Below are 26,526 nucleotides of genomic sequence, written 5' to 3'. Positions count from 1 at the left end.
GGATCAGCAGGAAGTTAACAAATCCTGATTGATACTAATATGATCAAGCGGCTGTTATATACGGCCGTTTTTTTGTTTATATAAAATCCCCGTCTAAATCGTGCTAGAAACGTGACTTATTAATCAAGGTTTCTGAAGGAGGAATGCAATAAAATGATGTACATCTTAGTTAATAAGTTAAAAAGATAGAATGGAGTGCATCGTATGCAGTACACAAACCCTGTTATTCCCGGATTTTATCCGGATCCCAGCATTTGCAGAGTGGGTGAAGACTATTATTTGGTTACCAGCTCTTTTCAATACTTTCCAGGTGTACCAATATTTCATAGTATCGATCTCGTGAATTGGGAGCAGATTGGACATGTACTTACAACAGAACAGCAGCTTCCCTTAACGAATGTACCGAGCTCATGTGGCATCTTTGCTCCTACAATCCGATACCATGAAGGCTGGTTCTATATGGTAACGACAAACGTAGGGGGCATCGGCAATTTCTATGTGAAGACACAGAATCCGGCAGGAACATGGTCTGACCCGATACGTGTAGCACAGGATGGAATTGATCCTTCCCTTTTGTTTGATGAGGATGGTAGTGTCTACTTTCAGTCAACCCGTTCCGGAGATCAAGGGGATGGAGTTTATCAATGTGAGATTGACATAGAAACCGGCGACATGCTGACAGACAGTCGTCTGATCTGGACGGGAACAGGAGGCGCATACCCGGAAGCCCCTCATTTGTACCGGATAGGGGATTACTATTATTTGATGCTGGCCGAGGGGGGAACCGAGTACGGGCATATGGAGACCATAGCGAGAAGCAAACAGCCTTACGGGCCATTCGAAGCTTGTCCCCATAATCCCATTCTGTCCCATCGTAGCCTGAAGAGCAGCATTCACGCTACAGGCCATGCTGATATCATTGAAGCTCATGACGGCAGCTGGTGGGCTGTATTTTTGGGTATCAGGCCGGCTTCTTACCCGATGAGGCACCATTTGGGAAGAGAGGTATTCCTAGCACCTGTGACTTGGACCGAGGATCAATGGCCAATCATTGGTAATGGAGGACGAGTTGAGCCTGTTATGGATGCACCACAATTTATAGGGAATCCGCTGCCAAAGAAACCTATTAGAGATGACTTTGACCAGGCTGAGCTTGGAGTAGATTGGACGTTTCTGCGTAATCCGAGACCGGATAGCTGGTCATTGACAGAGCGGGCAGGTTATCTAGCGCTCCGAGGAGATTCCGTTACACTCGGTGATATCGGATCTCCGGCATACATAGGACGCAGGCTAAGTCATTTTAAGAGCAGAGTAACGACTTCGGTTGAATTTGAGCCTGCGGTCGATGGTGACGAGGCAGGACTTACCGTATATATGAATGAGAAATACCATTATGAACTGGCGATCGCTTCTGTGAATGGATGCAAGAAGATTATATTCAGAAGAACCGCAGGTTCCTTGAAAGTCGAAGAGCATTATGACTGCCCTTCAGGACCAGTTCAGCTGGAGGTTCAAACCGACCGAGAATACTTCACCTTCTCATTTCGTGATTCGGCTGGTTTTGTATCGGTTACAGCTGGAACGGCGGAGACGGCCTTCCTGTCTACAGAAGTTGCCAGCGGTTTTACGGGGGTTATGATTGCGATGTTCGCGGCAAGTCCTGCTGGTGATGCTGTGCCTTCCTATTTCGATTGGTATGAGTATGAACCTCAAGATGAATAGAATAGAATGAAGGAGCCTCTATTTTCTGACCATTCAATACTATTAAATGTTTTTTTAAAATGACAAAAGAGACAGATTGACATCAAGAATGACGTCGATCTATCTCTTTTTTTGTATTACATAGCACTATACATTTCTCTATACATCAGGATGAATCACTTTGCCTGAATGCTTTGGGGGAGAAGCCATATGCTTTTTTAAATTGTCTCGCAAAATAATTACTGTCATTGAATCCGGATTGATATGAAATTTCCGTAATGGGGAGCCGGGTCAATCTCAACAACTGACAGGCCCGCTCTAATCGGAGACGCTGTAGATACGCCATCGGTGAGGTTTGGTAATAGGATTTGAAGATCCGGTTCAGATGCCTCACAGAGACATCGGCATGCGCTGCAACCTCTTCAAGTGTGATCGGCTCCAAGTAATGATCTTCGATGTAGGAAACCGCTGCAGCCAGGTGCATGACATGGCCACCCGTATCGGTATCATTATTCTCATAGTGGCGGGACAAGTGCACAACCAGCTCCATAAATCGGGAGATGAGCATTGTTTTATAGCCCTGCTGCTTGTTCTCATATTCATCAATCATGGTAGTCAGAATGGAGGTGACATAGTCCAAGTTAGTGAGTGACATATAAAGCTTGCTAGCATTCGACTGAATGTTCCGATAGAGCGGCTCAAGCACAAATAGTGCTTGATAACCTTTTGAAGCATTTAGATCAGAGCCTATGTAGGTCAACAAATCAGCCTTGTACATAATGTTGCAGATTCTAAAATCCTGAGGATCCTTGTACCCATGAACGGTCTCGCCGTTAATGACAAATACATGCCCTTTCTTGATAAAGGATACTTCATTATTAACGATATGGTTTGCATGCCCTTGAAGAACGATGACCAGTTCTGAGAATTCGTTATGTCTATGCAAGGTCGTATCCTCATCATGACCGCCATATTGAATAAAGAACGGAAACTCTTCATCCAGTGTAAACCAGTTTAATTGTACCTTATTCACAATATCACCACCGAGCCGTACATCATCATGTCTATATCATCCTATATTGCTGACTGAAAAATCAAGGTTTGAGTTCTATTTATTCCATATACTGTGATTAAGAATTTGTTGTAAACGCATTCATCAATGAGATCAGAAATTCATAAGAAATAGGGGGTTCTAGAGATGAGACCTAGTTTGAAGAAAAAGAGATTCGCCGCTTTGTTACTCACAAGCTCCTTACTCCTGGCTGCTGGATGCGGCAGCTCCACAGGGAGTGATGCACCCGAGAGTACAGATGAAGATGGGCCGATTACATTCACATTCTTCGGTGCAGATGCCAGTCCCAATTGGAACAGAATGGAGGATGCTGTAGGCAAGAAGATTACGGAAATGACGGGTGTAACCATTAATGCAGAGTTTGATATCTCCAGCGGAGGCGGAAATGACCGGATTTCACTCATGGCTGCAAGCGGCGAATATCCTGATTTAATTTTTCCTAAAGGGAACTTATCCAGACTGGTAGAAGCTGGAGCTATGCTCGATCTTACAGACTTAATTGAAGAACATGGACCAAACATCAAGAAAGCTTATGGTGAGCATTTCAATCGATTAAAATACAGCAATGAGGATCCATCGATATATTGGCTTCCAACCAATGGTGCTATTGACCAAACGTATTTCGATGCCACAAACGGGGTAGCCATTCAACACCGTGTTGCCAAAGAGCTTGGGTATCCCGAGATCAAGACCATAGAGGATTACGAAAAAGTAATTCGAGAGTATTATGAGCTGCATCCAACTACAGAAGACGGTCAGCCGACGATCCCGCTCACACTGAGCGCAGATGGATGGCGGAGAATGATTACGGTAACGGACCCTGCAGTAATGGCTACAGGCGGTCCAGGGGATGGGGAGTATTTCATTGATCCCGAGACTTATGAAGCGCAGCTTCATTACAAGCGTCCCGAAGAGAAAGAATATTTCCGTTGGTTAAACAAATTGTGGAACGATGGTTTAATAGATAAAGAAAGCTTTGTTCAGAAGGATGATCAGTATAAGGCCAAAATTGCAAGTGGTCGTGTGCTATCCCTGTTCGATCCAAACTGGGGATTCAGTGATGCAGAGAACGCGCTCAAAAGCTCGGGCATGGACGAAAACACGTATGGATTCTATCCAGTTACCTTGGATGAGTCCTTCAAGCGCGCAGACTTTCAGCCAATGGGCTTCGATGGATATGGTATTGGTATAACGGTGGATGCGAAGGATCCAGTTCGTGCTATCAAGTTCTTAGACTGGCTGTCCTCTGAGGAAGGGCAAATTTTAAGAAACTGGGGTATCGAAGGCGAGCATTATGTTGTAGAGGATGGGGTCCGGAAGATTCCGACAGACATTCAAGATCGAAAAAACAACGATAACAGTAACTTTACCAAAGAAACAGGGATTGGTCTCTACAACATATTTGGAGCACATTATGGTGACGGCGTGAAGGATTCGACGGATAACTACTACACAACTAATTTCCCGGAGCAGATTCAAATGGGGTATTCAGAGGCTGAGAAGGAAGTGCTTGCAGGCTACGGAATCAGCACCTGGAAGGAACTATTCCCATCCGAAGATGAATTCGCAGTTAAAGAGTGGGGAGCTGCATACAATATGCCAATCCCGACCGACAGCGGAAATTACAATGTTATCTACCAAAAAACGCAGGACATTATTCAGAAGCGCATTCCTGAAGCAATTATTGCAGCTCCGGATCAATTTGATGCCATCTATGACAATATGCTTGCTGAGCTGGATAAAGAAGGCGCAGTAGAAATGGAGCAGCAATATACGGGATGGATTAAAGATCGAGTGAGATTGTGGACCGGTCAGGAAATAGATTAAGAAAGATGAATACAGGGATTAAGAGGTTGTTAATCGCCTGAGTATTAAAGACTGGATTAGAAAGTCGCCTTCATGGCGGCTTTTTTGATATGGAAATCCACGGCGAGTTTACTGTGCCATATAGGAATGAATCACTTCGTGTTAAAGAAATGTCTTAACAAATAGCCAATCAATGCTTATAATGTTCAGAGCTTTGTCTTTTTTCGGAAATCTCATGCTTGTGCATGCATCTTCAGGGGGACAAGCCTGTGGCTTGTTATGTAAGACCGAAACAAACTTAAGCTAAATTCATAAGAAATAAGGTGTATACTGCGCATGCTGCATAATCCAACAGGTAAAGAGCGGTTAGCTTTAGCGTTTTTGTTAAGCTTGCTCGGCATATTAGGACCGTTCAATATCGATATGTACCTTCCCAGCTTCCCCGAGATTGGAGAGGATCTGGGTGCAAGAGCTTCACTTGTTCAGTTAAGCTTAACTTCATGCTTGATTGGTCTCGCTGTAGGTCAAATTATTGTAGGTCCCATTAGTGACGCTCGCGGTCGAAAAATCCCGCTGCTCATTTCACTCAGTTTATTTGCTTTGTCATCGTTATTTTGTGCCCTTGCGCCTAATATTTCTCTGCTGATTGCGGCAAGGTTCCTTCAAGGCTTCACCGCTGCTGCCGGACTTGTAATCTCACGTGCGGTGGTGCGAGACGTGTTTGACGGCAGAGAGCTCACGAAGTTTTTTGCCTTGCTGTCAGTCATTAATGCTGTAGCTCCAATGGTAGCGCCGATGTCTGGGGGAGCTATCCTGCTCATACCGTCAGCAAACTGGCAATCGATCTTTTATTTCCTATGTTTGTTTGGACTCTTTATCGTGCTGATCATCGGGATGCGTCTCAAAGAAACACTGCCTCCGGAGAAGAGGATGCCAAGCTCGCTTGGACATTCCGTGAAGACGATGGGAGACTTGTTTAAGGATAAGGTGTTCATGGGATACGCCCTTACCGTCGGGTTTATTCATGGCGGGAGCTTTGCCTATGTCTCAGGAACCCCATTTGTTTATCAGGAGATCTATGGAGTGTCACCACAAGTATTCAGCGTCCTGTTTGGCATTAACGGGATTGCCATCATCTTCGGAAGCTTTCTGATTGGTCGTTTTGGCGGTATTGTTCCTGAACGAACACTGCTCAGAATTGGGGTATGGGTAGCCGTTAGTGCTACACTCCTGCTCTTAATTACAACCGTACTGCGCGGACCTTTATTCCTCGTTGTGATATGTATCTTCATCTATATGATTACCATCGGAATTGTCGCGACAAGTACTTTCACGCTGGCAATGGAGCATCAAGGACATCGGGCTGGAAGCGCCAGCGCGGTATTAGGTTTAGTACCACTGCTGATCGGTTCTGCCGTTTCTCCTCTCGTCGGTATTGACGAAACAACCGCAGTGCCCATGGGAGCTATTTTATTCGTTACAGCCTGCTTGGGAGCATTCGTATTTACGAAACTGACCCGTGAGAATAAGCCAACTGATATTGGCAAATATTAATCGTGAGGCAGCCGAATTGGCTGTCTTTTCTTATATATAATCTTATATATAATCAACACAATAAAATTCAATAAATTCATTTTTATTTCTTCGTTTTGAACTCGGCTGCTTCCGGTTATTAATAGTATAGTTCTAGAAAAATAGAGGGGGAACTGAATGTCTGACTTAATCACAAAAAGCAAGCATTGGGAAAGTCTGTTTTACAGAGCTCCGATTCCCTCTGCGCTTGTGTTGGAAGAAAATGGCGTATGCGTCAATGTGAATAAGGCCATGGAGAACTGGCTGGGTATAAGCAGTGATCAGGTGAACTCACAACTGACTTTATTAGATATCATGGTGAATCCGAATCCTACTGAATTCAATCTTGTCCATATTGTGCAGCAGCTGAAGACAACTGAAGAAATGTCAATAAGCCGGCGCCTGCAATTCGTGGATCAGCGGGGCGCCGTCAGCACAGCAGACATGTGGATCAGTCTTATAGAGGAAGAAGGGTATGTCATTGTACAATTTGTCCCTTCTCCATCGAATAGTCCAGTAAGCAAGGTACAGAGCTTAGAGCCTGATGATATGGAGCGGGAGCTGCTGGAATATAAATCTCTTTTTAAATACAACCCGCTCGGCGTAGCGTCTTTAGATCTAAATGGTAACCTGATTCGAGTTAATGAAGGCCAGTGTGCGTTGACGGGGCATACCCAGGAGGAGCTGTTATCAGGTCATTTTTCACCCTTAATTGATCCGGACAGTTTACAGAAAACCCACGATCACTTCGCTCAAGCGGCCAAAGGAATTCCCCAGGAATACAATATCAAAATGCTGCATAAATCCGGTCATACCTTCGAAGCTCACGTCATCAATGTGCCTATCATTATGGATGGCCGTGTCGTAGGTGTCTATGGCATTACAGCCGACACAACCGAAAACACCGTCTATTTGAAGCAAATCGAGAATCTGGGTAAACAGCTGGAGTTAATCTTGAATACGGTTAAGGATGCGATCTTCGGTGTGGATTCGGAAGGACGGATATTGTATTTAAATAAAGCAGGTGCGAAGCTGCTGACAATGAACGAGGATGGGGTAATTGGATCTCGGCTGGCGGATTATCTAAACCAGTTTAATGAAAACTACTATCCGTACGACAAGAATCAGATGCCGATCCACAGAGCGATTCTATCAAATGAAGCACACACCTGTGTTCAAGAGGCAGTCTTTGGAAAAGAGGATGGCACCACTTTTATTGCCGAATATCAAGTGCATTCTATTATAGATCAGGAAAAAAAGGGTTCTGTCGTGGTTCTCAGAGATTTGACTTCTATGAACGAAATTATGAAAGCAAAGGATGAGGCGGAACGGGCAGAAAAGGAAAAATCCGAATTCCTATCCATCATGAGCCATGAAATTCGAACACCTATGAACGCCATTATGGGGATGGCTTCTCTGCTTGCAGACACGAATCTTAATGAAGAACAGCTCAGCTATGCGGAGATTATACTTAGCAGCGGTGATTCACTTATTCAAACATTGAATAATATTCTCAGTCTGAGCAAGCTGGAAACTAGCCGGGTAGAGGTACAGCAAACCTCATTTAATTTTCATGATGTGTTAGATGAAGTGACGAATCTCTTCAGTGTACAGGCAAGAAATAAGGGAATCATGCTAACGAAGGAATGTGATCAAAGAATACCGCACAGTATGATCGGTGATGTAGCAAAAATAAGGCAGATTCTCATCAATTTAATCAGCAATGGAGTGAAATTTACGGAATACGGTGAGGTGTCGATCCGAGCTGAATCAGTTCATATCCCTGGCCGCAAGCGAGTACTGTTGATGGTTCAGATTCAGGATACAGGGATCGGCATACCAAAGCACAAGGAACGGCTTCTGTTTCAATCCTTCTCTCAATTAGATCCCAAGATTAGCCGCAATTACGGAGGTACGGGTCTGGGGCTGGCGATAACAAAACGCCTCCTTGAGCTAATGGGAGGCAGCATCAGTGTTCAAAGTATAGAAGGGAAGGGAACGACATTCCAATTTTTACTGGAGCTGGAACATTTCTAAGATGAGGAATTTAAATAGGGAAAGCAGGCCATGGGGCGTAAACCTCTTAAGCGGCCTGCTTTTTGTTATCTCCGGAAGCTACGATGAATATCTCGGTTATACAAGCAAGAATTTTATTGACATAATCTAGGGGAGTATCTATTATTGTAAACAGTGATGATAATGATAACCATTATCAATAATGATTATCATCTAGTAATAATTATAAAATACATAGAGATTTGAGGGGGAAATGCAGTGCGTAATGCAAAGAGTTTGGTGTTCATCGTGTTAATGTTTGCTCTGGTGCTTGCTGGTTGTGGAGGTGGTTCAGGTACCGCTTCGAATGAAACTTCCGGGTCTGGAGAGTCAACGAATCCGCCTGCACAGAGTGCAGACAGCAATACGAGTGAGCCGCAGACGAGAACCATCAAGCATGTGCTGGGAGAAACAGAAATTACAGGTGTACCACAGCGTGTTGTTGCTCTGGAGTGGTTGTATGCTGAAGATGTGATGGCCCTTGGTGTTCAGCCCGTTGGGATTGCTGATATTGAAGGGATGAATACATGGGTTGATATTCCGGTTGAGATTGGTGGAGATGTGACGGATGTGGGTACACGTCAAGAGCCTAACCTGGAGATTATCGCCTCACTGAAGCCTGACCTCATCATCGGGCTTAAATCCAATCTTGGATCCAATTATGAAGCCTATACCAAGATCGCACCGACACTTGTGTTTGACCCTTATCCTGCTGAGGGAGAAGGAGATCAGTATGAAGAGATGCTGAGTACTTTTAATACGATCGCAGACGTGCTGGACAAGAAAGACGAAGCAGAAAAAGTACTCAGTGAGCTGGATCAAGCCTATGCTGACTCCAAAGCGAAATTGGAAGAGGCCGGTATGACTGAACGTCCGTTTGCACTTGCCATGGGATTCAGCAACCAAAATGCAGTAACCTTCCGTATATCGACGGATAATTCACTTGCGGTCAAGATTTTGGAGCACATCGGCTTGACGAACGCATATAAGCCTAGTCAATTTGAACCTTACGGCTTCACAACGACGGATGTAGAAGCTCTGCCAGCTCTGGAAGATGCGAATTTCCTTCATATTATTCAAGAAAGCGATAATGTCATCGATAATCAGCTGAAGGACAATCCGGTCTGGAATGGACTGAATTTCGTTAAAGAGAATCGTGTATATGCGCTTGGCGGTGATATGTGGCCATACGGCGGCCCATTATCCGCACAGGTCATGGCACAGAAGACGGCTGATTTGCTTACACAATGAAATTAGGGAAATATCGGGCTCAAGGTTCTGAGCCTGCGAGCATTCATCCAGCCCCCTCCGTCGCATCGGGGAGGGGCTGGAAGCCGTTATGGATGCTAGTAGCAGGAGTTGTATCGCTGTTATTACTTACATTTCTCAGCCTGACTCAAGGTTTAGCTGATATATCCGTCAAGACCGTGGTGCAGGCCCTGACAACTCCTCAGGATCTGGCAGAGCATCACATGATCCGCAGTGTTCGGCTGCCCAGAACAGTGATAGGTCTCTTGGCTGGCGCAGCACTTGCGGTATCAGGTGTGCTGATGCAAACTGTTACGCGAAATCCGCTCGCATCAGAGACGACCCTTGGTGTTAACGCCGGTGCTTACCTGGCTGTCGTCGCAGGCATGATCTTCTGGCCAGGACTTCAGCATATGTATGCACTGCCCTTGGCGGTCATCGGGGGGACTCTAGCTGCCCTGTCCGTGTTTGCGCTTGCGGGCAAAACAAAGGGTTCTCCGCTTCGAATTGCCTTATCAGGGATGATCGTAACCCTTGTGTTATCCTCGGTGACAAGTGCGCTGCTGCTGCTGAATCAGCAGACGACTCAAGGTATTTTTTTATGGGGCTCGGGATCACTGATTCAGAATGACTGGGACGGAGTCAACTTTACATGGCCTTGGATTATAGGCGGGCTCCTTGTGCTGATCATGGGAGTAAGGCAATGGGATGTGCTGACACTAAACGAAGAATCCGCACGTTCCATTGGACAAAAAGTAGGGACGATTCGCTTCCTTGCCATGGGTGCTTCCGTATTGCTAGCCTGTGTTACGGTAAGTGTGGTAGGTCCTATCGGATTTATCGGACTCGTTGCACCTCATCTTGTGCGATTGTCCGGAGTGAATCGACACGGGGGATTAATTCCGCTTGCTGCTCTATGGGGTGCAGCTCTGTTAGTAGGTGCTGATACCATCTCCCGTACATTTGTCGATGCATACGGGGAATTACCGGTTGGTGCAATAACGGCAATGATCGGAGCTCCTTGTCTTATATGGCTTGCCTTGCGTGTATCCCGATCGATGATTGGCAGCAGTGATAGTTCTGGCAGCTCCATGATGACAGGGACCAGCCTGCGTCGGATGCCATATCCATTGCTTGTTGGTATATTCGGTGGATTGTTGGTGCTTGTATGGATCGTCAGTCTGATGAATGGAAGCTTGTACATCCCATTTGCGGAAGTAGCCGCATTATTCACCGGAGGCGGTGACGAAATGTATCGCTCAATTCTGCTGGATAACAGGCTGCCTAGGCTCCTGACTGCTGGTTTATCAGGTATGGCGATTGCCGTCAGTGGATGCTTACTGCAAAATGCTGTTCGTAATCCGCTCGGTGATCCTCAGGTCGTCGGAGTTACTAGTGGCGCAGGAGCTGGAGCATTGCTCATAATGGTTAGCTTTCCGGCATTATCTGCGAATTGGATTCCAGTTGGTGCGGTGATTGGTGGAATCGTCGCTGCTGCGATTGTCTATGCGGTATCCTGGAAAAGGGGACTTCATCCAACGGTTCTTACACTCGTTGGGATCGCTGTGGCTGCCTTTGGATCCGCAATTATTAATCTAATGATTATCCATGCCGAGCTAGATGTCGCACCTGCCTTGTCATGGATGGCAGGCAGCACCTACAATCGAAGCTGGACAGAGGTCTTACGTATTCTTCCCGCAATCCTTATTCTGCTACCGCTTGCAGCATGGCTGGGACGAAGGGTTGACCTGTTGACCTTCAGTGAAGATACATCCAATGGTCTTGGGCTTCATGTTCGGAATACGCGTATCTATGTTGCGGTCATTTCTGTACTCCTTGCTTCAATCGCAGCGGCTAATGTCGGCTCTGTTGGTTTCATCGGATTACTTGCACCTCATGCGGCAAGGATGCTCGTAGGCTCCAACCATCGGAAGTCAATGGTGATCGCTGCTTTAATCGGTGGCATCCTCCTGGCCGGTGCGGATTTGATCGGTAGAGTGGTGATCATTCCGAAGGAATTGCCTTCGGGCATTGTTACTGCACTGCTGGGAACACCTTATTTATTATATTTGATGAGTCAAACCAATAAGCTAAAGCGAAAGTAAGTTAGTGAATGGTCAATCAAAACCTTAAAGCTATCCTGACGCGTAATAACGCAGGGATAGCTTTTTTGTTGCCATGTTCCACGTTGATATGCTTCACAAAATAGGGCAGGGGTTACACAGCGAGCTTGTATCTATTTATACTGATCAAAAACTAACATATAATGTTATTTTATTTGGGTGATGACTTGAATATGAACATGAATAGGTTGAATAATTAAATAATTTTGTGCACGATTCCGAAATAGTGTCAATTATATTGACCTAATGAAGCACTAAAATTATCATAATATCAAATTAAGAATTCAATCTTAATCGAATGGTAACTATTCTACAGGACGGAGTGAAAATATGAGCAAGCGAAAGGAGATGGAAATCTACAAGGCAATCAAATTGGCGATAACTCAGCATAAGCTTCTTCCGAATACTCAATTAGTTGAGGACTCGCTCGCTGAAGCTTTTCAAGTCAGCCGAACTCCAATTCGAAATGTGCTTAGAAGATTGGCGATCGAGAAGCTGGTTACAGATATTCCGTACAGAGGTGCATTTGTATCCTGTCCCAGTGCGCAAGAAGCGAGAGAAGTATTTGAAATGAGGAGGGTTATAGAGTCCTCGATGGTCAAAAAGCTATGTACCATTGTCAAGCCAGAACAGCTCGGTCCACTGGAGACTCTAGTACTGGAGGAACATAAGGCCAGCCATGAGGGAGACATAGTAGGAGCGCTTGATGTCACCGTAGATATTCATTTGAAGCTGGCAGAGCTGGCAGATAATTATTACTATTTTCACTTTCTAGAAGAGTTAATATCACTAACTTCTGTCATTATTGCAATATACGGAACCAATAAAAGCTTTTGCCAAGATCATCAAGAGCTAATTAAGGCGATTATCCGCAAAGATGAACAAGAAGCGGTTCAGATTATGACCGATCATTTATGGCAAATTGAGCGATCGCTTAATTTTTCGGAAAAGTCAGTAACCACACTGAATTTCAAAGAAATTTTTCAGTGAATTTTTTTTGCTGCGGATTGTATCCAATCTTGGATTCCAAATCTTCCTGAAACGAATACAAAGGAGTGGGGAGAGTTGAAAAAAGCACCTATGATTCTGGCTTTGATCCTAGCGTTATCGAGTGGACTGACGGCATGTGGTGGACCTACAGATAGTGAAACGATGAGCGGCGACGAAGATAAAATGACGATCACTGTAATGCACAGGTATCAAAAATCGAATATAGGTAAGAGTCCTGAGGATACAGCTGTGTTGGATGGCCTTGATAGGTTCAGGAAAGATTACCCTGACATCGAAGTGGTAGAAGAGCAGCTGCAGAACGAGGATTACTCGATTAAAGCACAGGCGCTTGCGGCTGCAGATGATATGCCGGACGTATTCATCGTACCTGGATCGTGGATGACCAACTTCGTAAATAATGAAATTGTACTCCCTCTGGATACAGAGCTGGGGAAACGACCTGAGTGGAGAGATGGATATCGGCCTGGAACGCTGGATGCAGGGACAAGAAACGGTCAGGTGTATGGAATTCCGATCGCCGCAGGTCCAACACATTTAATATACTACAATGCAGAACTATTTTCGGAAGCTGGATTTACCGAATTTCCAACCTCATGGGGCGAATTGATGCAAGCCGGTCAAAGACTCGCGGATAAAGGAATAAATCTCTTTTCATACGGTGACAAATCAAAAGGTTATGCCATTTCCAGCTGGATCAGTGCGTTGACAGACCGGTTCACTGGTCCTGAATGGACGGAATCTATATTAGCAAAAGACGGGGCCAAGTTTACGGATGATGGGTTTGTAGAGGCTGTTACGATAATGAGTGATCTAGCTAGCGCCGGATACTTAAACAAGGATCTCAACTCGATTGATACCGAGACGATGGTCAATTACTATTTCGAGGGACGTTCTGCAGCATTTGTCAGTGGAATATGGTCGGCAATGAACATTGTCAACAATGCGCCAAGCCATATTAAGGAGACTACACGAGTAGCTGTATTCCCGGGAGTAGAAGCCGGACTTGGTCATGCACTCAGTTCATCTGGAGGAGCGGGAGTATATTATAGCATCAACTCTAAAGTAGAGCCAGGAAAGAAGCTGGATGCGATGATGACACTCCTTGAGTACTTGACAGGAGCTGACAGCGCGAAGCTGATGGCAGAAGTAGGCGGCTTTCCCGCTTATGATCCCGGAACATTCGATACTTCCAAACTTCATCCCATAGCACTCGCTGCCTATGAGGCTAGTGCGGCGGCAGAAGCGACCAAGATCTTCGACCTGTGGTTTGACGCTTCTATCGTTGAAGTTATTAATACGGAGATTCAAGGGGTAATGGCAGGATCCATTACACCCGAGAAATTTGCTGAAAGCACCCAGCGTGCATACGAGACATTTCTAAATAAGCCTTAATAATCTTATACCTAAGTATACGACTCGAAGATTAGTAGGGGGTGATCTGGATTTATGGGAAAGGCGCTGAGACCCAAGGGGTGGCTAATTCTACTGTACCTGCTGCCAGGATTGTTGGTTTATTCTTTTGTCGTCCTATTACCCATCCTTGCAGCCTTTCGCGACAGCTTCTATTCATGGACAGGTGGTCCGAAGAAGACTTTTATTGGCATGGATAATTACAAGGAGCTGCAGGATGAGGTGTTTTGGACTGCATTTGTGAACAATGTACTCATGACGGTGTACGGATTGATTGGACAAGTGGGGCTTGGTTTTGTATTTGCTCTCTTGCTCATGTCAAAGCTGGTTAAGATGAAAGGGCTGCACCGCACAATGAGTTATTTTCCCTCTACGCTTGCACCCGTCATTATCGCCTTCTTGTGGATGATGATCTACAACTACAACTACGGTCTGTTAAACGGAGGTCTTCGTGGAGCAGGACTTGGAGAATGGGCACAATCTTGGCTGGATTTGACGGGCCCTATTGTATTGTTAGTATCCATACCGTTATCTTGGCAAAATATTGGTTTCTTTACTCTTCTCATGCTTGCCGGCCTGTCCTCCATTAACAAAGAAGTGCTGGAAGTAGCAGAACTGGATGGAGCTACAGGCATACGCAAAGCATGGTATATCATGATCCCACTAGCAAAACCAACACTTCTCGTCGCATCCCTCCTATGTATAGCCAACAATATGCGTGGTTTTGAGCATATATATGCGCTGACCGGTGGTGGACCGGGTAACGCTTCATCAGTAATGGCTCTTTATGCGTATGAAACTTCCTTTCTTCGTTTCCGATACGGCTATGGATCAGCGCTGGCTATTGCCATCATTACGCTGACGATGCTGATTATTCTCTTATGTACATTAGTAATGCAGAAACGTCAGAATGAGAGTGGGGGAGCCTTGTGATGGAGCTCGAGCTCAGGAAGCAGCGCAGTATTCAGAAATTCGTCCCAAGGCTCGCCGGCTTGGCGGTTAATGCCATTATGTTTATCTTTACTATTAGTTGTATTTATCCTCTTATCTGGATTGTCTATTCGTCCCTCAAGACACAACCAGAATTCGCGAACAGTATTTTGAGCCTGCCCCAAAATCTTCATTTTGCAAACTACGTAGAAGCACTTGAGCTGACCAATATGCTGCAGCTGTCTTGGAACAGTGCAAGGGTGACCTTTTTATCCGTTCTGGGCATTGTCATAATCTCATACGTTACGGGTTATATTGCAGCACGCCTTAATTTTAAAGGGAAAAAATTAATGATCTTCTATTATTTATTTGGTATGCTGGTGCCAATTCATGCTCTATTGGTTCCCATCTATTTGCTCTTCAAAAATTGGGGGCTGGATGACCAGTGGTACACACTGATTATCCCATACATAGCCTTCAATCTATCCATGCCGATAATGCTCATCTACAGCTATGTGGTGGGAATTCCGAGAGAAATAGAAGAAGCTGCGGCTATAGACGGACTAAGCTTCAGCGGTACGATGTTTAAAATTGTTGTCCCCATGGCGGTACCTGTGCTTACCACCGTTGCTATATTACAATTCTTTGCTTGTTGGAACGAGTTCTCGTTCGCACTTGTGTTACTGAATGATGAATCGCTCCGAACGGTACCCTTGGGCATGTCTTATTTTAAATCTCAGTATAGTACCAACTATCCTCAGTTAATGGCGGGAATGGTAATGTCCATGCTTCCGGTAGCCGTCTTATACTTCGCATTCAGCTCTCGTATCATTGCAGGTGTGATGAGCGGAGCAGTCAAAGGATAGCATGCAGAAGAATGATGAAAATTATATGGAGGGAACAAATCATGCTAAATCAGCAACTGAACGTACCAGGAAAGATAGAGTCTGTGCAACCGAGAGTGCCGGACCGTTCCAAGTGGAATGAGTCCTTTTACAGAAGATCGATGGAATTGCCAGATGAATTGCTGATTGGCGCAATTGACAGCCATGTTCATGCCGGCCCCGTTCTGAACTCGAATCCGGGACATTTTGATCCGATTCAGGTCGCTCAGGAAGCGGCATCTGCTGGAATGAGAAGCATCGTTTATTATGATGTATTCGGTTGGGCATCAGGAATGGCATGGATCGTTAACAGACATGTGCCGGGAATACATACCTATGGAGGTTATCTGATGAATTCTTGTCACGGTGGAATTAATCCTCGCTCTGTAAAAACAGCGCTGCATCTGGAGGAAGGCTGCCGTTTCATTAGTTTTGGATCCCATTGCACAAGACATTCTGCCGAGAGGGAGTCCACCCTGATTGACGGCAAGTTGGTTCCCTTTAAAGATGCCTTCCCTAAGTTTGCACAGGAGGAGCTGCCTGTAGCGACATCCATCCCTCTAGAAGGACCCATTTCAGAAGGACTGCATGAAATATTGTCTATGATCGCAGAGCGTCCGGAGGTATATTTAAACACCGGGCATGTATCGGTACCGGAAGCACTTAGACTACTGGATTTGGCAGAAGAATACGGAATCAGGAAAGTATTGATTGCCCACCCAGTGCGTGGACAGATGACGATCGAGCAGCAGAAGGCAGCTGCAGCGAGAGGTGCCTTTCTTGAAGCCTGCCTTGTGGACTGGCTGTATCCGGATGTACCTAGAACACATTATTACGTCGAAAAAGAATACATGGACATGGGAGCGGAGTTGGGACGTTTCTCTAATGCCACTGCTTGGATGAAAACAATCAGAGAAGTAGGCATCGATCAGTTTGTGCTCGGAACAGATTATGGTATTCGTGCAGCTCCGACTCCCGTTCAAGGGATGCGCACGATGATTTCTACAATGCTGGATTACCAATTCTCGCCTGATGATATTTACCAGATGGTGGCAACTAACCCCGCGAAGCTGATAGGTATGCAAGATTAGAAGGAGGAATGCTGCTGTGACAGATAATCGCTTCTCTGCTGTGCAATCGGAGCTGATTGTAATACTGGAAGCTATTCCTCCAGAGAGTATGCGGCTCTATGTCGACCGATATTTGGGAAGATTAGAGGATGCGGTCATAGGTGATCCTGATCTGCTGTTAACGCTCGAGACCTATGTTTCTTGTCAAGGTCAAATTAGTGAGCTTGCTTCCAAACTATTCATTCACCGCAATACTGCCGCTTATCGGCTAATGAAGCTGGAACGGCTGCTGAATATGCAGCTAAAGTCCACGGACAGTCTGCTGCTGCTGCATCTGGTGTTTATGTTTCGCAGCATCTTAGAGATCAGGGGGAAGGAAGTCAGTTTACCTGAAGTGAATTTGAGCGCAAGTCATTACAAGTTATCTCGTAAAGTATAAAGGCACTCAAAACGATTAGCCGAGGCTCAGCTTGTTGGAGCCTCTTTTTTGTTTCATTATTTCAGAAGGTATTGACATGACCTTCAATAAAGTATATAAATTAATAGACTTTATAAAGTTTATTTATAAAGTCTATTTCACAATTGGATAGCAGGTGATCTCCATAGAAAAAGCAAGTGCAAGTCTAATGAAACAGATGAATTTGAACATGATTCGTCGAGTGATGAAACAGAGTGGAACCGGAACCAAGCCGCAGCTTGCAAATAAGACAGGGCTGAGTGTAGTCACAATCAATTCACTAGTGAAGCATTTGGTAGACAGCGGAGAGCTGTTTGAAGATAAGATTCAGGTGTCCAGCGGCGGCAGGCCTGCCCTTACTTATCGATTTAATTATAACTATAGTCTTGCCTTGGTGCTTCATATGGTGGAAGAGCAGGGTGAAGATGTGATCAAGGCTAGTGTAGTGAATCTCAATGAAGAAATATTAAAGCAGGAGAGGTTTGTTTATCAGGAGTTTAATTCAAGTATTGTATTCCAATGTATTGACCCGCTGCTGGAGCAATTTGAGGCCATCAAAGTCATCGGAATCGGGATCCCAGGCCAATCGGTTGACGGGGTAATTACAGTTACCAGTCATAAGCCGCTCTACGGGGTACGATTGACGGAGCAGCTGGAATCAGCCTATGGATTACCTGTTATTATTGAGAACGATGTCAATGCAGCCATAAGCGGGTATGCTTACCGGGAGCAAGTACCTGATGATCAGTGTATCGTCGGCATTTACTTTCCGGAGAAATATCCGCCGGGCATGGGTACGTATCTAAATGGAGGCATCATCAAGGGGAAGAACGGAATGGCCGGTGAGATTAAATACCTTCCAATCGATGTAGATTGGAGCAAACCGATAGATGCGGGAGCCTTTAACGAAGTTGCGTGCCGCATTATGCAAAGTGTGAATGCAGTCTTGGCACCCGATACCATCGTTATATATAAGGAGCATATTGATCAAGAAGCGTTCCTGACCGAATGGAATAGCTATCTTATCAGTCATGCGATTCCGACTTGTCCTGAGGTTGTCCTGGAGCCTTCTGTGGCTCGAGATTATGCGGATGGATTGAAATGGCTGGCTCTGAGTGAGTTAGAGCCCAAGTATACAGAGCTTAACGAATGACAGCTTAGAAAGAAAGGGATGGAGAAATGGCAACTTGGTTTTTGATTATTATCTATTTAGCTTTTATTAGTCTTGGCCTTCCGGATTCCATGCTGGGTGCTGCGTGGCCGGTTATGCAGCCTGATATTGGAGCATCCTTTGAGTCGGCAGGCCTGCTGTCCATGATTGTCGCAGCAGGTACCATTGTATCGAGTCTCGCGAGCGGGAAGTTGATACATGCCTTTGGAACAGGGAAGATTACTTTGTTCAGCTGTATACTGACAGCTGGTGCGCTGATCGGTTTCTCATTTGCACCAACACTTGTATGGCTGATTATGCTGGCGATTCCTCTTGGTCTAGGAGCAGGTGCAGTCGACTCTGCACTGAATCACTATGTAGCATCTAACTACAAAGCGCATCACATGAGCTGGCTGCATTGCTTCTGGGGAGTAGGAGCAACCGGTGGACCTATTATTATGTCTTATTACATCGCCGAGCAGAATTCCTGGAGAGAGGGGTATTTTGCTGTCTCCATGATTCAGTTTAGTCTTGTACTCTTGCTCTTCGTCACACTCCCTCTGTGGAAAAAGGTAGCTCGGCTGCATCCATCAGATGAGATAAAGGAACAAGCGAATATCGAAGACAGTACTCACTCAACGAACGGAGAAATGCTGAATTTCAAGTCGCAGCACCCCCTGCGGATGAGAGGTGTCAAATATACACTTGTTGCTTTCTTATTTTATTGTGGGGTAGAGATGACTGTCGGTTTATGGGGAGCGAGTTATCTGGTAGGGGAAAGAAATGTAGCTGCAGATACTGCCGCAGTATGGATCTCGCTTTACTACGGCGGGATTACGATCGGCCGTTTCATTACCGGATTTATTACATTGAAATTAAGCAATCGGGTGTTAATACTTGCAGGTCAGCTCATAGCGGTCCTTGGCGGTCTGTTCTTATTGCTGCCGCTGCCTGAGATGTTCCTTCTTGCAGGGTTCGTTCTCATTGGTCTCGGATTTGCTCCAATCTATCCTGGATTTATTCATGAGACGCCTGCAAGATTCGGCAAGGAGCATGCTGCGAAATTAATCGGCTACCAAATGGCTGTTGCTTATACAGGGACCACATTCCTTCCGCCGTTATTCGGACTGCTCGCTACACACTTCGGCATCAGCTTATTTCCGGCTGCCGTATTGCTGTTAACCGTTCTCATGTTAGTCAGTTCGGAGCGAGTGAATCAATTATTACGGGTTAACAAAAGTGGATATCGTTAATTAAAATCTTTAAACTTATGACGAGTCCTTCATATTACATGTCATCGCCGACAAAATTAGAGTTTACATGAACTTTGATTTGTACGGTTGGGTAGATGCTGTCCCAATCTTCTGCATTCCAGTGCCGTTCCTTCGAACGAGCAATTGAACCGATACCGATGGGATCAATGTTACGCTCCTGGAAGGATCGGAGCATTTTCTCTAAGCTCATCTTCAAGTCTTGATCGAGTGATTGCTTAATTACACCATATTCCGATTGAGTCGGCATATTGAAGACATGCGTAGATTCATATAGCAGAGCTTCGATGTCTACGGTTATGTCCATTTGCGGTGGCGAGACCTTATTGTTCCATTTGTAACGGACCGAATTATCTTTGATTCTGGCAGTGAGCAGATCAGGGCCCGAATTGAACTGATATTTTGCATTTTGGGCAGATTGCTGGATAATGGTGAAGAGCAGCAAATTTTTATATCCTTTGATCGTATCCACCACTTTATCATTTTTAAATAATGCAATACCGGATATTTGAGTTTTCTCTTGTGACATTGAAAGCAATGGCAGAAAAGGGTCTTCTCCTAGACTTGTCCAGTCTCTTAGAAAAATATGTAAATGATTGGTTGGAATTGCGTTCTGATTCTCATTCTCTGTAATCATATTGACGATCTGAGTGGAGGGATCGATCGGTTTTTTATTCGTTTCGATAATGGCTGCAGCAGATTGTTCAGTGATTGCCATTTTAAATAGCACGGGCACTCTGCGATCCTTGATAAATGGCTGGATGAGCGGATTAATGCCCTTCTCTGCGAGCTTTTTATCAATCAGGATGAGCTTCATTTTGTCGTCACCAAACTTACCTGTGAGCTGAAGCTCAGCCAGACCCTGAGTTTCTTTGGAGGAATTGCCTACAGCGGAAACGGTTACATTCTCTACATCATCCGTCTGATAAACAGGGATATGATAGGTAGCTTTGAAATGGCCTTCCTGTTCTACTGCATCAAATGCGACACCGTAGGCTATATTTAGCTCTTCCAGACGAGCAGGGCGCGTACAACTGCATAGCAGCATGATAATTAGGACGAGCGTCATCGATAGCGATCGTTTCTTTGGCAAGTTGAATCCTTCCTTTCCTCATTTGCGTTTTCTAGTACGCAGCCAGGCGAGCAGCAGCAGCAGGGGGGCATAGATGACAAACCAGCCAGCCGATAGGATGACGACCAACATATCGATCTGTTTGGAGATTTGTATACTCATAAACATAAGTCCGATCGCTAGCAGTACCGTTCCTTGAAGTAAGAGATGTATGCTATATGGTATCGAACGAAAGACTAAGTTCCTGAATACTTCAGTACACGACCATAAATAAAGCGAAGCTATAGGAAGAAACCGAAGAAAGAGCAATCCTACGGCAAACTGATCCACCTGCTCGATGAATGGGAGCCTTACCAATCTCATCATCGTAATGGTTGAGAATTGTGTTGTCTCTAATAGTTCAAATCCATAAACAGACATACATATTTCTACGAGAAACAGCTGCAGGATGAGACTTATCCCTGAAACCCAAGCGAACATGCGCACATTTCCTAACTTGTTCTCCTTCTTCATGGCCTGCAAGAACAAGACACCCGTTTCGAGTCCTGAGAACCCAGCAAAGGAATAGATTATCGCACGGATCGGGTGGTCTATCTCCATAAGTGTGAGTGGAGTGATGTACTTCAAATCAATGAATGGGATAACAAAAATAAAAGAAGCAACAAGGAGCAGCAGCTGTAACCCCATACTGACCATGAAAATTCCTGATATGGCATGCAAGCCGCCCCACACAGCAAAAAGTGCTGCCAAGGACATTAATATGGTATATAACAAAGGCTGAGTATTTGGAAAGTCATACAAATTGAGTAAACGAGCATATTTTTGAATAATGTATGCGTTCGTGAACAATAGCGACAGAAACCAGACTGCACCTATAGCAAATCCTGCAATGCGGCCAAAAGCAGCTTGGTTAAGCTCCTTCCAGGACATACCTCTGGCTCCCGCTAATTTGGCTAAACCTATCATGGTAAACAATATCCAAGATCCAGTAACGAGTAGAAGCAGCCACGATATTTTGCCAGCCTCGTTCGTAATCAAGGTGGGGAGTGTGATGACAAAAAAACCCCCTTGAACCCCAAGTAATATATAAGCTCCGGATAAAATGGATATCGATTGTTGGTTCGGTTTCTGGGTGTGAAGTTTCACATCAAAATCTCCTTCTGAAAAAATCGGTCAGAGCAGGCACGCTAAAGGTAGTAAATGGGCGGTCTAGCGATTTGACTTGAAGCAGTCTTGCCATTAATAAAAACCAGAATAAGAATATACCTGTAATGCCCATGAAATTAGCCAACAACAGAGCAGGTATACTGTATACGAATAACGAATTTCGAAGTGCAATACTAGCGCTGGTCAGGGTAAACAAGGCGGAGGCACCCATAACAACAATCATAATATTACTGACGAGCTTCGCTTCAACGGCAGCCGTACCCAGCACGATACCGGCGACGACTCCGGCGCTCTGCGAGAGCTTCGTAGGCAGTCTGGCAACAGCTTCTAGCAGAACGAGTAAGGCAGCTTCCATAATTAATGCTTCGAAGAAGGCAGAAAAGGGTACCGCATACCTTGATATAAATAATGTTTCGATCACTTTAGAAGGAATCATTTGGTAATGGAAATTGATGATCGCTACATATAGAGGCAGCAGGGTCAGAGCCATGATGAAGCTGAATATTCTTATCGCTCTGATCAGCATAACGAAAGGCAGAGCCATTAAATAGTCAGAAGGTGCCTGGAAATAGTCCGATAAATAAGTTGGAGCAATCAGACCTTTGCGCGAGCCTTCCAGCAAGAGAACAACCTGGCCCTTCATAATACGGCGAACACATTGAACCGGGTGCTCCGTAAGCAGATTCACATTGCTTAGTGTAAATTGCAATCCATTCTGGGCAAGAGCAAGTGTTGACGTATCCAGAATACTGTCTGAATAATTTTCAAACGCGGTTTGGGCCTCTTGTTCCAATTGAAGTGCTTCCTGTTTATGATCTTTGTGATACACAATGGCGCCCTTTATTCTTCCGTTGTCATATTCAATCTTATGAACGCAGACTTCCTCAATGGGTAAACGACGACGCATCATATACAAATTGGTCTCCAGTGATTCAGTAAAAGCTTCAAATGGTCCAAGCTCAGCAAATTCCTCCTTAGGCTCCTCAATACTTCGGTACTGCTGCTTCTGCACCGGGATAACGGCTGCGGGTGTTTCTGGACCCACGATGTTCTCCATGATTACTGATACATGTCCTTGCAGGAGGTATTTTTGTGCATCTATGTTAGTTACGAACAATATACCTGGAATAGGCGTTGTGGATTGAAGCTGTGCAAGGGTAGCAGGCTGTACTGCCATGAGATAAGGAAGCAGCCTCTCTTTGATCTGCTTGTCGTCCGCAAGTGTTGACAGCCATTGTAATGTGTAATTCATCTGTCCGCATGAAATGCGATACGTTTCTAATTCATCTGTCGCAAGCATCCTTTTCACCCTTTTTTTAGGTTTAGTATGCGCAGTGAAAAGTAAATAAATCCATCCATTCTGCTTCGTGAATATGAATATCATTTAAACAATCTCATCATGCTAAATAGACTCGTTCATTGTCGGTCAGAGGAGGAGGTTATTGCGAGTGAAGGATTCAGTAAAACAGGCCAAACCCTGTGAACTATGCAATCGAGTTGTTCCCGTAACGACGGTGCATCATCTAACACCGCGTGAATTAGGTGGGAACTATAAGGAAACGGCTGATCTCTGTATTCCATGCCATAAGCAAATTCACCATTTATATACGAACAGGGAGCTTGTTGTTCTAGGTTTGACTTCCATTGAAGCGCTGCAGGCTGACCCGAAGATCCGTTCTTATCTAAAATGGATATACAAGCAGGCCCCAACCACGATTCCGAGATCCATTAAATCGAACCATGTCCGCAGCCGAGGGCGATAGCATGGTCAATTGTCTTAACATGTCGAAAGCTGGATTGAACAATAGGCCGCCCTTACTATTTTGAACATTTTTACAGAAAAAACTAAATATAATAACAAATATTCGTATTTCCTGTGATATACTGTTACCATTCTCAGGCAAAATTGTAGCTGAGTAGTACATATTGTCGATTAGTTTCAGAGTTGCATTTAAAGTAAAGTAAACCGAATAGTCAGTCTAAATTGTAGGAGGCGAGTCATAGAGATAAAAATGATTATTTCTACCCATAAAAAGACCGGACGGTCAGTCTATACTCCCAAGTGTGGGATCCTAATCATAGGAGGATGTATATGCTTGCAATCATTGATAATTTTGATTCATTCACTTACAACTTAGTGCAGTATTTATCTGAACTTGGGCAAGAGGTCAACGTCTATAGAAATGATTCGATTACATTGAATGCACTAGAAAGTCTGAATCCAGATTACATTGTAATTTCTCCAGGTCCCTCAAATCCTTCTAATGCTGGTATCTCACTAGAGGTAATTCGCTATTTTGCCGGAAAAGTTCCCATACTCGGTGTGTGCCTCGGTCATCAAGCGATTGCTCAAGCTTTTGGAGCTGAAGTCATGGCTGCAGATCAACCTATGCATGGGAAGACATCCCTCATCCATCATGAGAGCAAGGGCCTGTTTCACGATCTTCCGAATCCTTTGACGGTTGCAAGATATCACTCCCTTATCGTGCATAATGATGTTCCTGATGATATAGAAGTAACGGCAACTTCTGAGGCAGGGGAGATCATGGCACTTCGGCATCGGAAATATGATATCGAAGGTGTACAGTTTCATCCTGAATCCATAATCACTCCCTACGGAAAACAAATATTAAACAACTTTCTCTATATGTACGCAGTAAAAAAACGAGCAGCAGAATTAAAGTATGTTTAATAACCGGCAGTCATAGGAGGATACTGATCGATGATGATAAAAGAGGACAGTCCCTATATCATTTTGGATTTTGTGAGTGAAGAGGAGGGTAGACAGCGCAAGGTTTTTACTAATCCCATAGAAATTATTGAGGCAAGGGATATTTCAGAAATTAGAGCAGCTCTTGAGAGAGTCGAGCAGTACACAAAAGAGGGTTATTATGCAGCTGGTTATGTTTCTTATGAGGCCGCACCGGCATTCGATTCAGCGTTTGAGGTTCATCAGAATACCGTTTTACCTCTTCTCTGGTTTGGAATTTTTGATCAGGTTCATAACGACGAAATTCACTTTGAATGTGAAGCGTTTGAGGTATCAGAATGGAGTCCTACGATCGAGGAACACACATATAAAGATCACATACGTCAAATTCATCAAGCGATACGAAGAGGAGATACATATCAAGTTAACTATACCATGCGGCTTCGTTCCAAGTTTGAAGGGAATCCCTATAACTTCTACACAAGATTGTGTCTTGCTCAGCAAGCTGATTATTCGGCAATGGTGCATATGGGAGATTATAGTATATTAAGCGCCTCTCCAGAGTTATTCTTCAAGAAAAAAGGCAGACAGATTGAAACTCGCCCGATGAAAGGAACTGTTAGACGCGGCGTTACATTGGAAGAGGATGAGATTCTATCTGAATGGTTACGGAATTCGGAGAAGAATCGAGCAGAAAATGTCATGATTACAGATCTGCTGAGAAATGACCTTGGAGTGATTGCTGAGCCAGGAAGTGTAGAGGTACCCCATTTATTTAATATTGAAAAGTACTATACCTTGTTTCAAATGACCTCCACTGTAACTGCTAATATTAAAGAGGAGGCCGGTCTATTCGATACATTTAAAGCCTTGTTCCCGTGCGGTTCCATTACGGGTGCACCCAAAATTAGCACGATGCACCTTATACAGGAGCTGGAGAATACGCCTAGAGAAATATACTGTGGTTCCATTGGTATCATCAATCCAGATGGATCAGCTGTATTTAATGTAGCTATCAGGACGGTTTGGATAGATCATTGCACAAATATAGCTGAATATGGGGTTGGCGGCGGTATTACCTGGGACTCTACAGCAGAGGAAGAATATCAAGAGGCTCGAACAAAAGCATTACTACTTACTGAAGTCAGACCCGAATTTCAGCTACTCGAATCGATCCGACTGGAAAATGGAAGATTCGATTTGTTAGAACCTCATCTTGAAAGAATGAAGAAATCTGCTGCTTACTTTGAATTTGAAGGGAATTGGGTCTCGATTAGACAAGCACTCTTACAGCATTCAATTCAATATAGGGATGGAATCTGGAAAGTAAGAATGCTGCTGTCCAAAGACGGAAGCTTCCATATTTGTAACGAGGCTTTATATGAAATACAAGGTCCGATGGAAGCCATCTTAGCACAATTTCCGGTTTCCTCTGCAAGCCGATTCCTATACCACAAAACAACTTATCGGGCGATCTATAATGATCATTATGAGAATAGAGGACAAGTCTACGATGTACTTCTATGGAATGAAAAAAGGGAATTAACAGAGTTTACAACCGGGAATGTCGTCTTGGAAATCAACAATACGAAATTCACTCCTCCTACACATTGCGGACTTCTAGCTGGTACGCTTCGCAATGAGCTGATCCAGAGCGGATTGCTAGTAGAGAGAGTCCTTACGATTCGAGATATGATTGAGGCATCACAGATTTGGCTTATTAATAGTGTTCGCGGATGGATCTCTATTGATATTGCACAAGAAAGCCTTGATCAAGTTATTCATGAACTCAATTTTACTCTGAATTGAAGGAGGAA

21 protein-coding genes are annotated in these 26,526 nt (G+C 44.5%); 17 read left to right on the top strand and 4 right to left on the bottom strand.

The features are described from left to right. The first annotated feature begins 204 nt into the window (after window positions 1-204). Window positions 205-1,722 carry a glycoside hydrolase family 43 protein gene (locus PUW25_RS15650; RefSeq protein WP_047910544.1) on the top strand — a complete coding sequence of 506 codons (1,518 nt, stop codon included), beginning with the start codon at window positions 205-207 and terminating at the stop codon, window positions 1,720-1,722. Between the two features lie 145 nt (window positions 1,723-1,867). Here the strand turns inward: PUW25_RS15650 and PUW25_RS15645 are convergent, their stop codons facing one another. Continuing rightward, window positions 1,868-2,734, bottom strand: a complete 867-nt coding sequence (locus PUW25_RS15645) for an AraC family transcriptional regulator (protein WP_205052851.1) — start codon at window positions 2,732-2,734, stop codon at window positions 1,868-1,870. 165 nt (window positions 2,735-2,899) lie between these two features. On the opposite strand from PUW25_RS15645, the gene PUW25_RS15640 reads away from it, so the two are divergent. From PUW25_RS15640 to PUW25_RS15580, 13 genes are all read left to right on the top strand, one after another. Further along, the gene (locus tag PUW25_RS15640; RefSeq protein WP_274337284.1) at window positions 2,900-4,600 is read left to right on the top strand and encodes an ABC transporter substrate-binding protein; all 1,701 of its coding nucleotides are present in this window, start codon (window positions 2,900-2,902) and stop codon (window positions 4,598-4,600) included. 315 nt (window positions 4,601-4,915) lie between these two features. Further along, window positions 4,916-6,133 (top strand): Bcr/CflA family efflux MFS transporter, encoded by a 1,218-nt coding sequence (locus PUW25_RS15635; protein WP_047910541.1) that lies wholly within the window; start codon window positions 4,916-4,918, stop codon window positions 6,131-6,133. Window positions 6,134-6,289: 156 nt separating this feature from the next. Next, window positions 6,290-8,188: a PAS domain-containing protein gene (locus PUW25_RS15630; RefSeq protein ID WP_052511755.1), complete on the top strand. Its 1,899-nt coding sequence runs from the start codon at window positions 6,290-6,292 to the stop codon at window positions 8,186-8,188. A gap of 237 nt (window positions 8,189-8,425) precedes the next feature. Continuing rightward, a complete protein-coding gene (locus PUW25_RS15625) occupies window positions 8,426-9,457 on the top strand; it encodes an ABC transporter substrate-binding protein (protein ID WP_047910540.1) in 1,032 nt (343 codons plus the stop codon). Further along, entirely contained in the window at window positions 9,454-11,559 is a 2,106-nt protein-coding gene (fhuB, locus tag PUW25_RS15620) for a Fe(3+)-hydroxamate ABC transporter permease FhuB (protein ID WP_047910539.1), read from the top strand. Before PUW25_RS15625 ends, fhuB begins: the two co-directional genes overlap by 4 nt. Window positions 11,560-11,907: 348 nt before the next feature. Further along, the gene (locus tag PUW25_RS15615; RefSeq protein ID WP_047910538.1) at window positions 11,908-12,567 is read left to right on the top strand and encodes a GntR family transcriptional regulator; all 660 of its coding nucleotides are present in this window, start codon (window positions 11,908-11,910) and stop codon (window positions 12,565-12,567) included. Between the two features lie 75 nt (window positions 12,568-12,642). Beyond that, on the top strand, window positions 12,643-13,980 hold the full coding sequence (locus PUW25_RS15610; RefSeq protein ID WP_047910537.1) for an ABC transporter substrate-binding protein: 1,338 nt from the start codon (window positions 12,643-12,645) through the stop codon (window positions 13,978-13,980). A gap of 54 nt (window positions 13,981-14,034) precedes the next feature. Then, on the top strand, window positions 14,035-14,931 hold the full coding sequence (locus tag PUW25_RS15605) for a carbohydrate ABC transporter permease (protein ID WP_047910536.1): 897 nt from the start codon (window positions 14,035-14,037) through the stop codon (window positions 14,929-14,931). Next, on the top strand, window positions 14,931-15,794 hold the full coding sequence (locus PUW25_RS15600; protein ID WP_047910535.1) for a carbohydrate ABC transporter permease: 864 nt from the start codon (window positions 14,931-14,933) through the stop codon (window positions 15,792-15,794). The genes PUW25_RS15605 and PUW25_RS15600 overlap by 1 nt, the downstream gene beginning before the upstream one ends. A gap of 41 nt (window positions 15,795-15,835) precedes the next feature. Continuing rightward, window positions 15,836-16,903 carry a DUF6282 family protein gene (locus PUW25_RS15595; protein WP_047910534.1) on the top strand — a complete coding sequence of 356 codons (1,068 nt, stop codon included), beginning with the start codon at window positions 15,836-15,838 and terminating at the stop codon, window positions 16,901-16,903. A gap of 16 nt (window positions 16,904-16,919) precedes the next feature. Further along, window positions 16,920-17,321 carry a PucR family transcriptional regulator gene (locus PUW25_RS15590; protein ID WP_047910533.1) on the top strand — a complete coding sequence of 134 codons (402 nt, stop codon included), beginning with the start codon at window positions 16,920-16,922 and terminating at the stop codon, window positions 17,319-17,321. 187 nt (window positions 17,322-17,508) lie between these two features. Then, on the top strand, window positions 17,509-18,492 hold the full coding sequence (locus tag PUW25_RS15585) for an ROK family protein (protein WP_238546295.1): 984 nt from the start codon (window positions 17,509-17,511) through the stop codon (window positions 18,490-18,492). Between the two features lie 26 nt (window positions 18,493-18,518). Next, window positions 18,519-19,742, top strand: coding sequence for an MFS transporter (locus PUW25_RS15580; protein ID WP_047910532.1), 1,224 nt, complete (start codon window positions 18,519-18,521; stop codon window positions 19,740-19,742). Between the two features lie 34 nt (window positions 19,743-19,776). On the opposite strand, the gene PUW25_RS15575 is transcribed toward PUW25_RS15580, so the two are convergent. From PUW25_RS15575 to PUW25_RS15565, 3 genes are read right to left on the bottom strand one after another with little or no spacing between them, the layout of a single operon-like run. Continuing rightward, window positions 19,777-20,853 (bottom strand): Ger(x)C family spore germination protein, encoded by a 1,077-nt coding sequence (locus PUW25_RS15575; RefSeq protein ID WP_152557656.1) that lies wholly within the window; start codon window positions 20,851-20,853, stop codon window positions 19,777-19,779. An 18-nt stretch (window positions 20,854-20,871) separates the two neighbouring features. After that, window positions 20,872-21,978 carry a GerAB/ArcD/ProY family transporter gene (locus PUW25_RS15570; protein WP_047910530.1) on the bottom strand — a complete coding sequence of 369 codons (1,107 nt, stop codon included), beginning with the start codon at window positions 21,976-21,978 and terminating at the stop codon, window positions 20,872-20,874. Between the two features lies 1 nt (window position 21,979). Further along, a complete protein-coding gene (locus PUW25_RS15565; protein WP_047910529.1) occupies window positions 21,980-23,299 on the bottom strand; it encodes a spore germination protein in 1,320 nt (439 codons plus the stop codon). A 148-nt stretch (window positions 23,300-23,447) separates the two neighbouring features. Here PUW25_RS15565 and PUW25_RS15560 point away from each other — a divergent pair, with 148 nt between their 5' ends. From PUW25_RS15560 to pabB, 3 genes are all read left to right on the top strand, one after another. Further along, entirely contained in the window at window positions 23,448-23,762 is a 315-nt protein-coding gene (locus tag PUW25_RS15560; protein WP_047910528.1) for an HNH endonuclease, read from the top strand. A gap of 329 nt (window positions 23,763-24,091) precedes the next feature. Beyond that, window positions 24,092-24,691, top strand: a complete 600-nt coding sequence (locus PUW25_RS15555) for an anthranilate synthase component II (RefSeq protein WP_047910527.1) — start codon at window positions 24,092-24,094, stop codon at window positions 24,689-24,691. Window positions 24,692-24,721: 30 nt separating this feature from the next. Then, window positions 24,722-26,518 carry an aminodeoxychorismate synthase component I gene (gene pabB / locus PUW25_RS15550; RefSeq protein ID WP_238546294.1) on the top strand — a complete coding sequence of 599 codons (1,797 nt, stop codon included), beginning with the start codon at window positions 24,722-24,724 and terminating at the stop codon, window positions 26,516-26,518. Window positions 26,519-26,526 lie beyond the last annotated feature (8 nt).

The organism is Paenibacillus urinalis (assembly GCF_028747985.1).
GTDB lineage: Bacteria > Bacillota > Bacilli > Paenibacillales > Paenibacillaceae > Paenibacillus > Paenibacillus urinalis.
Note: the sequence above shows the minus strand (reverse complement) of the source record. Positions and strands in the feature narration are given on the sequence as shown.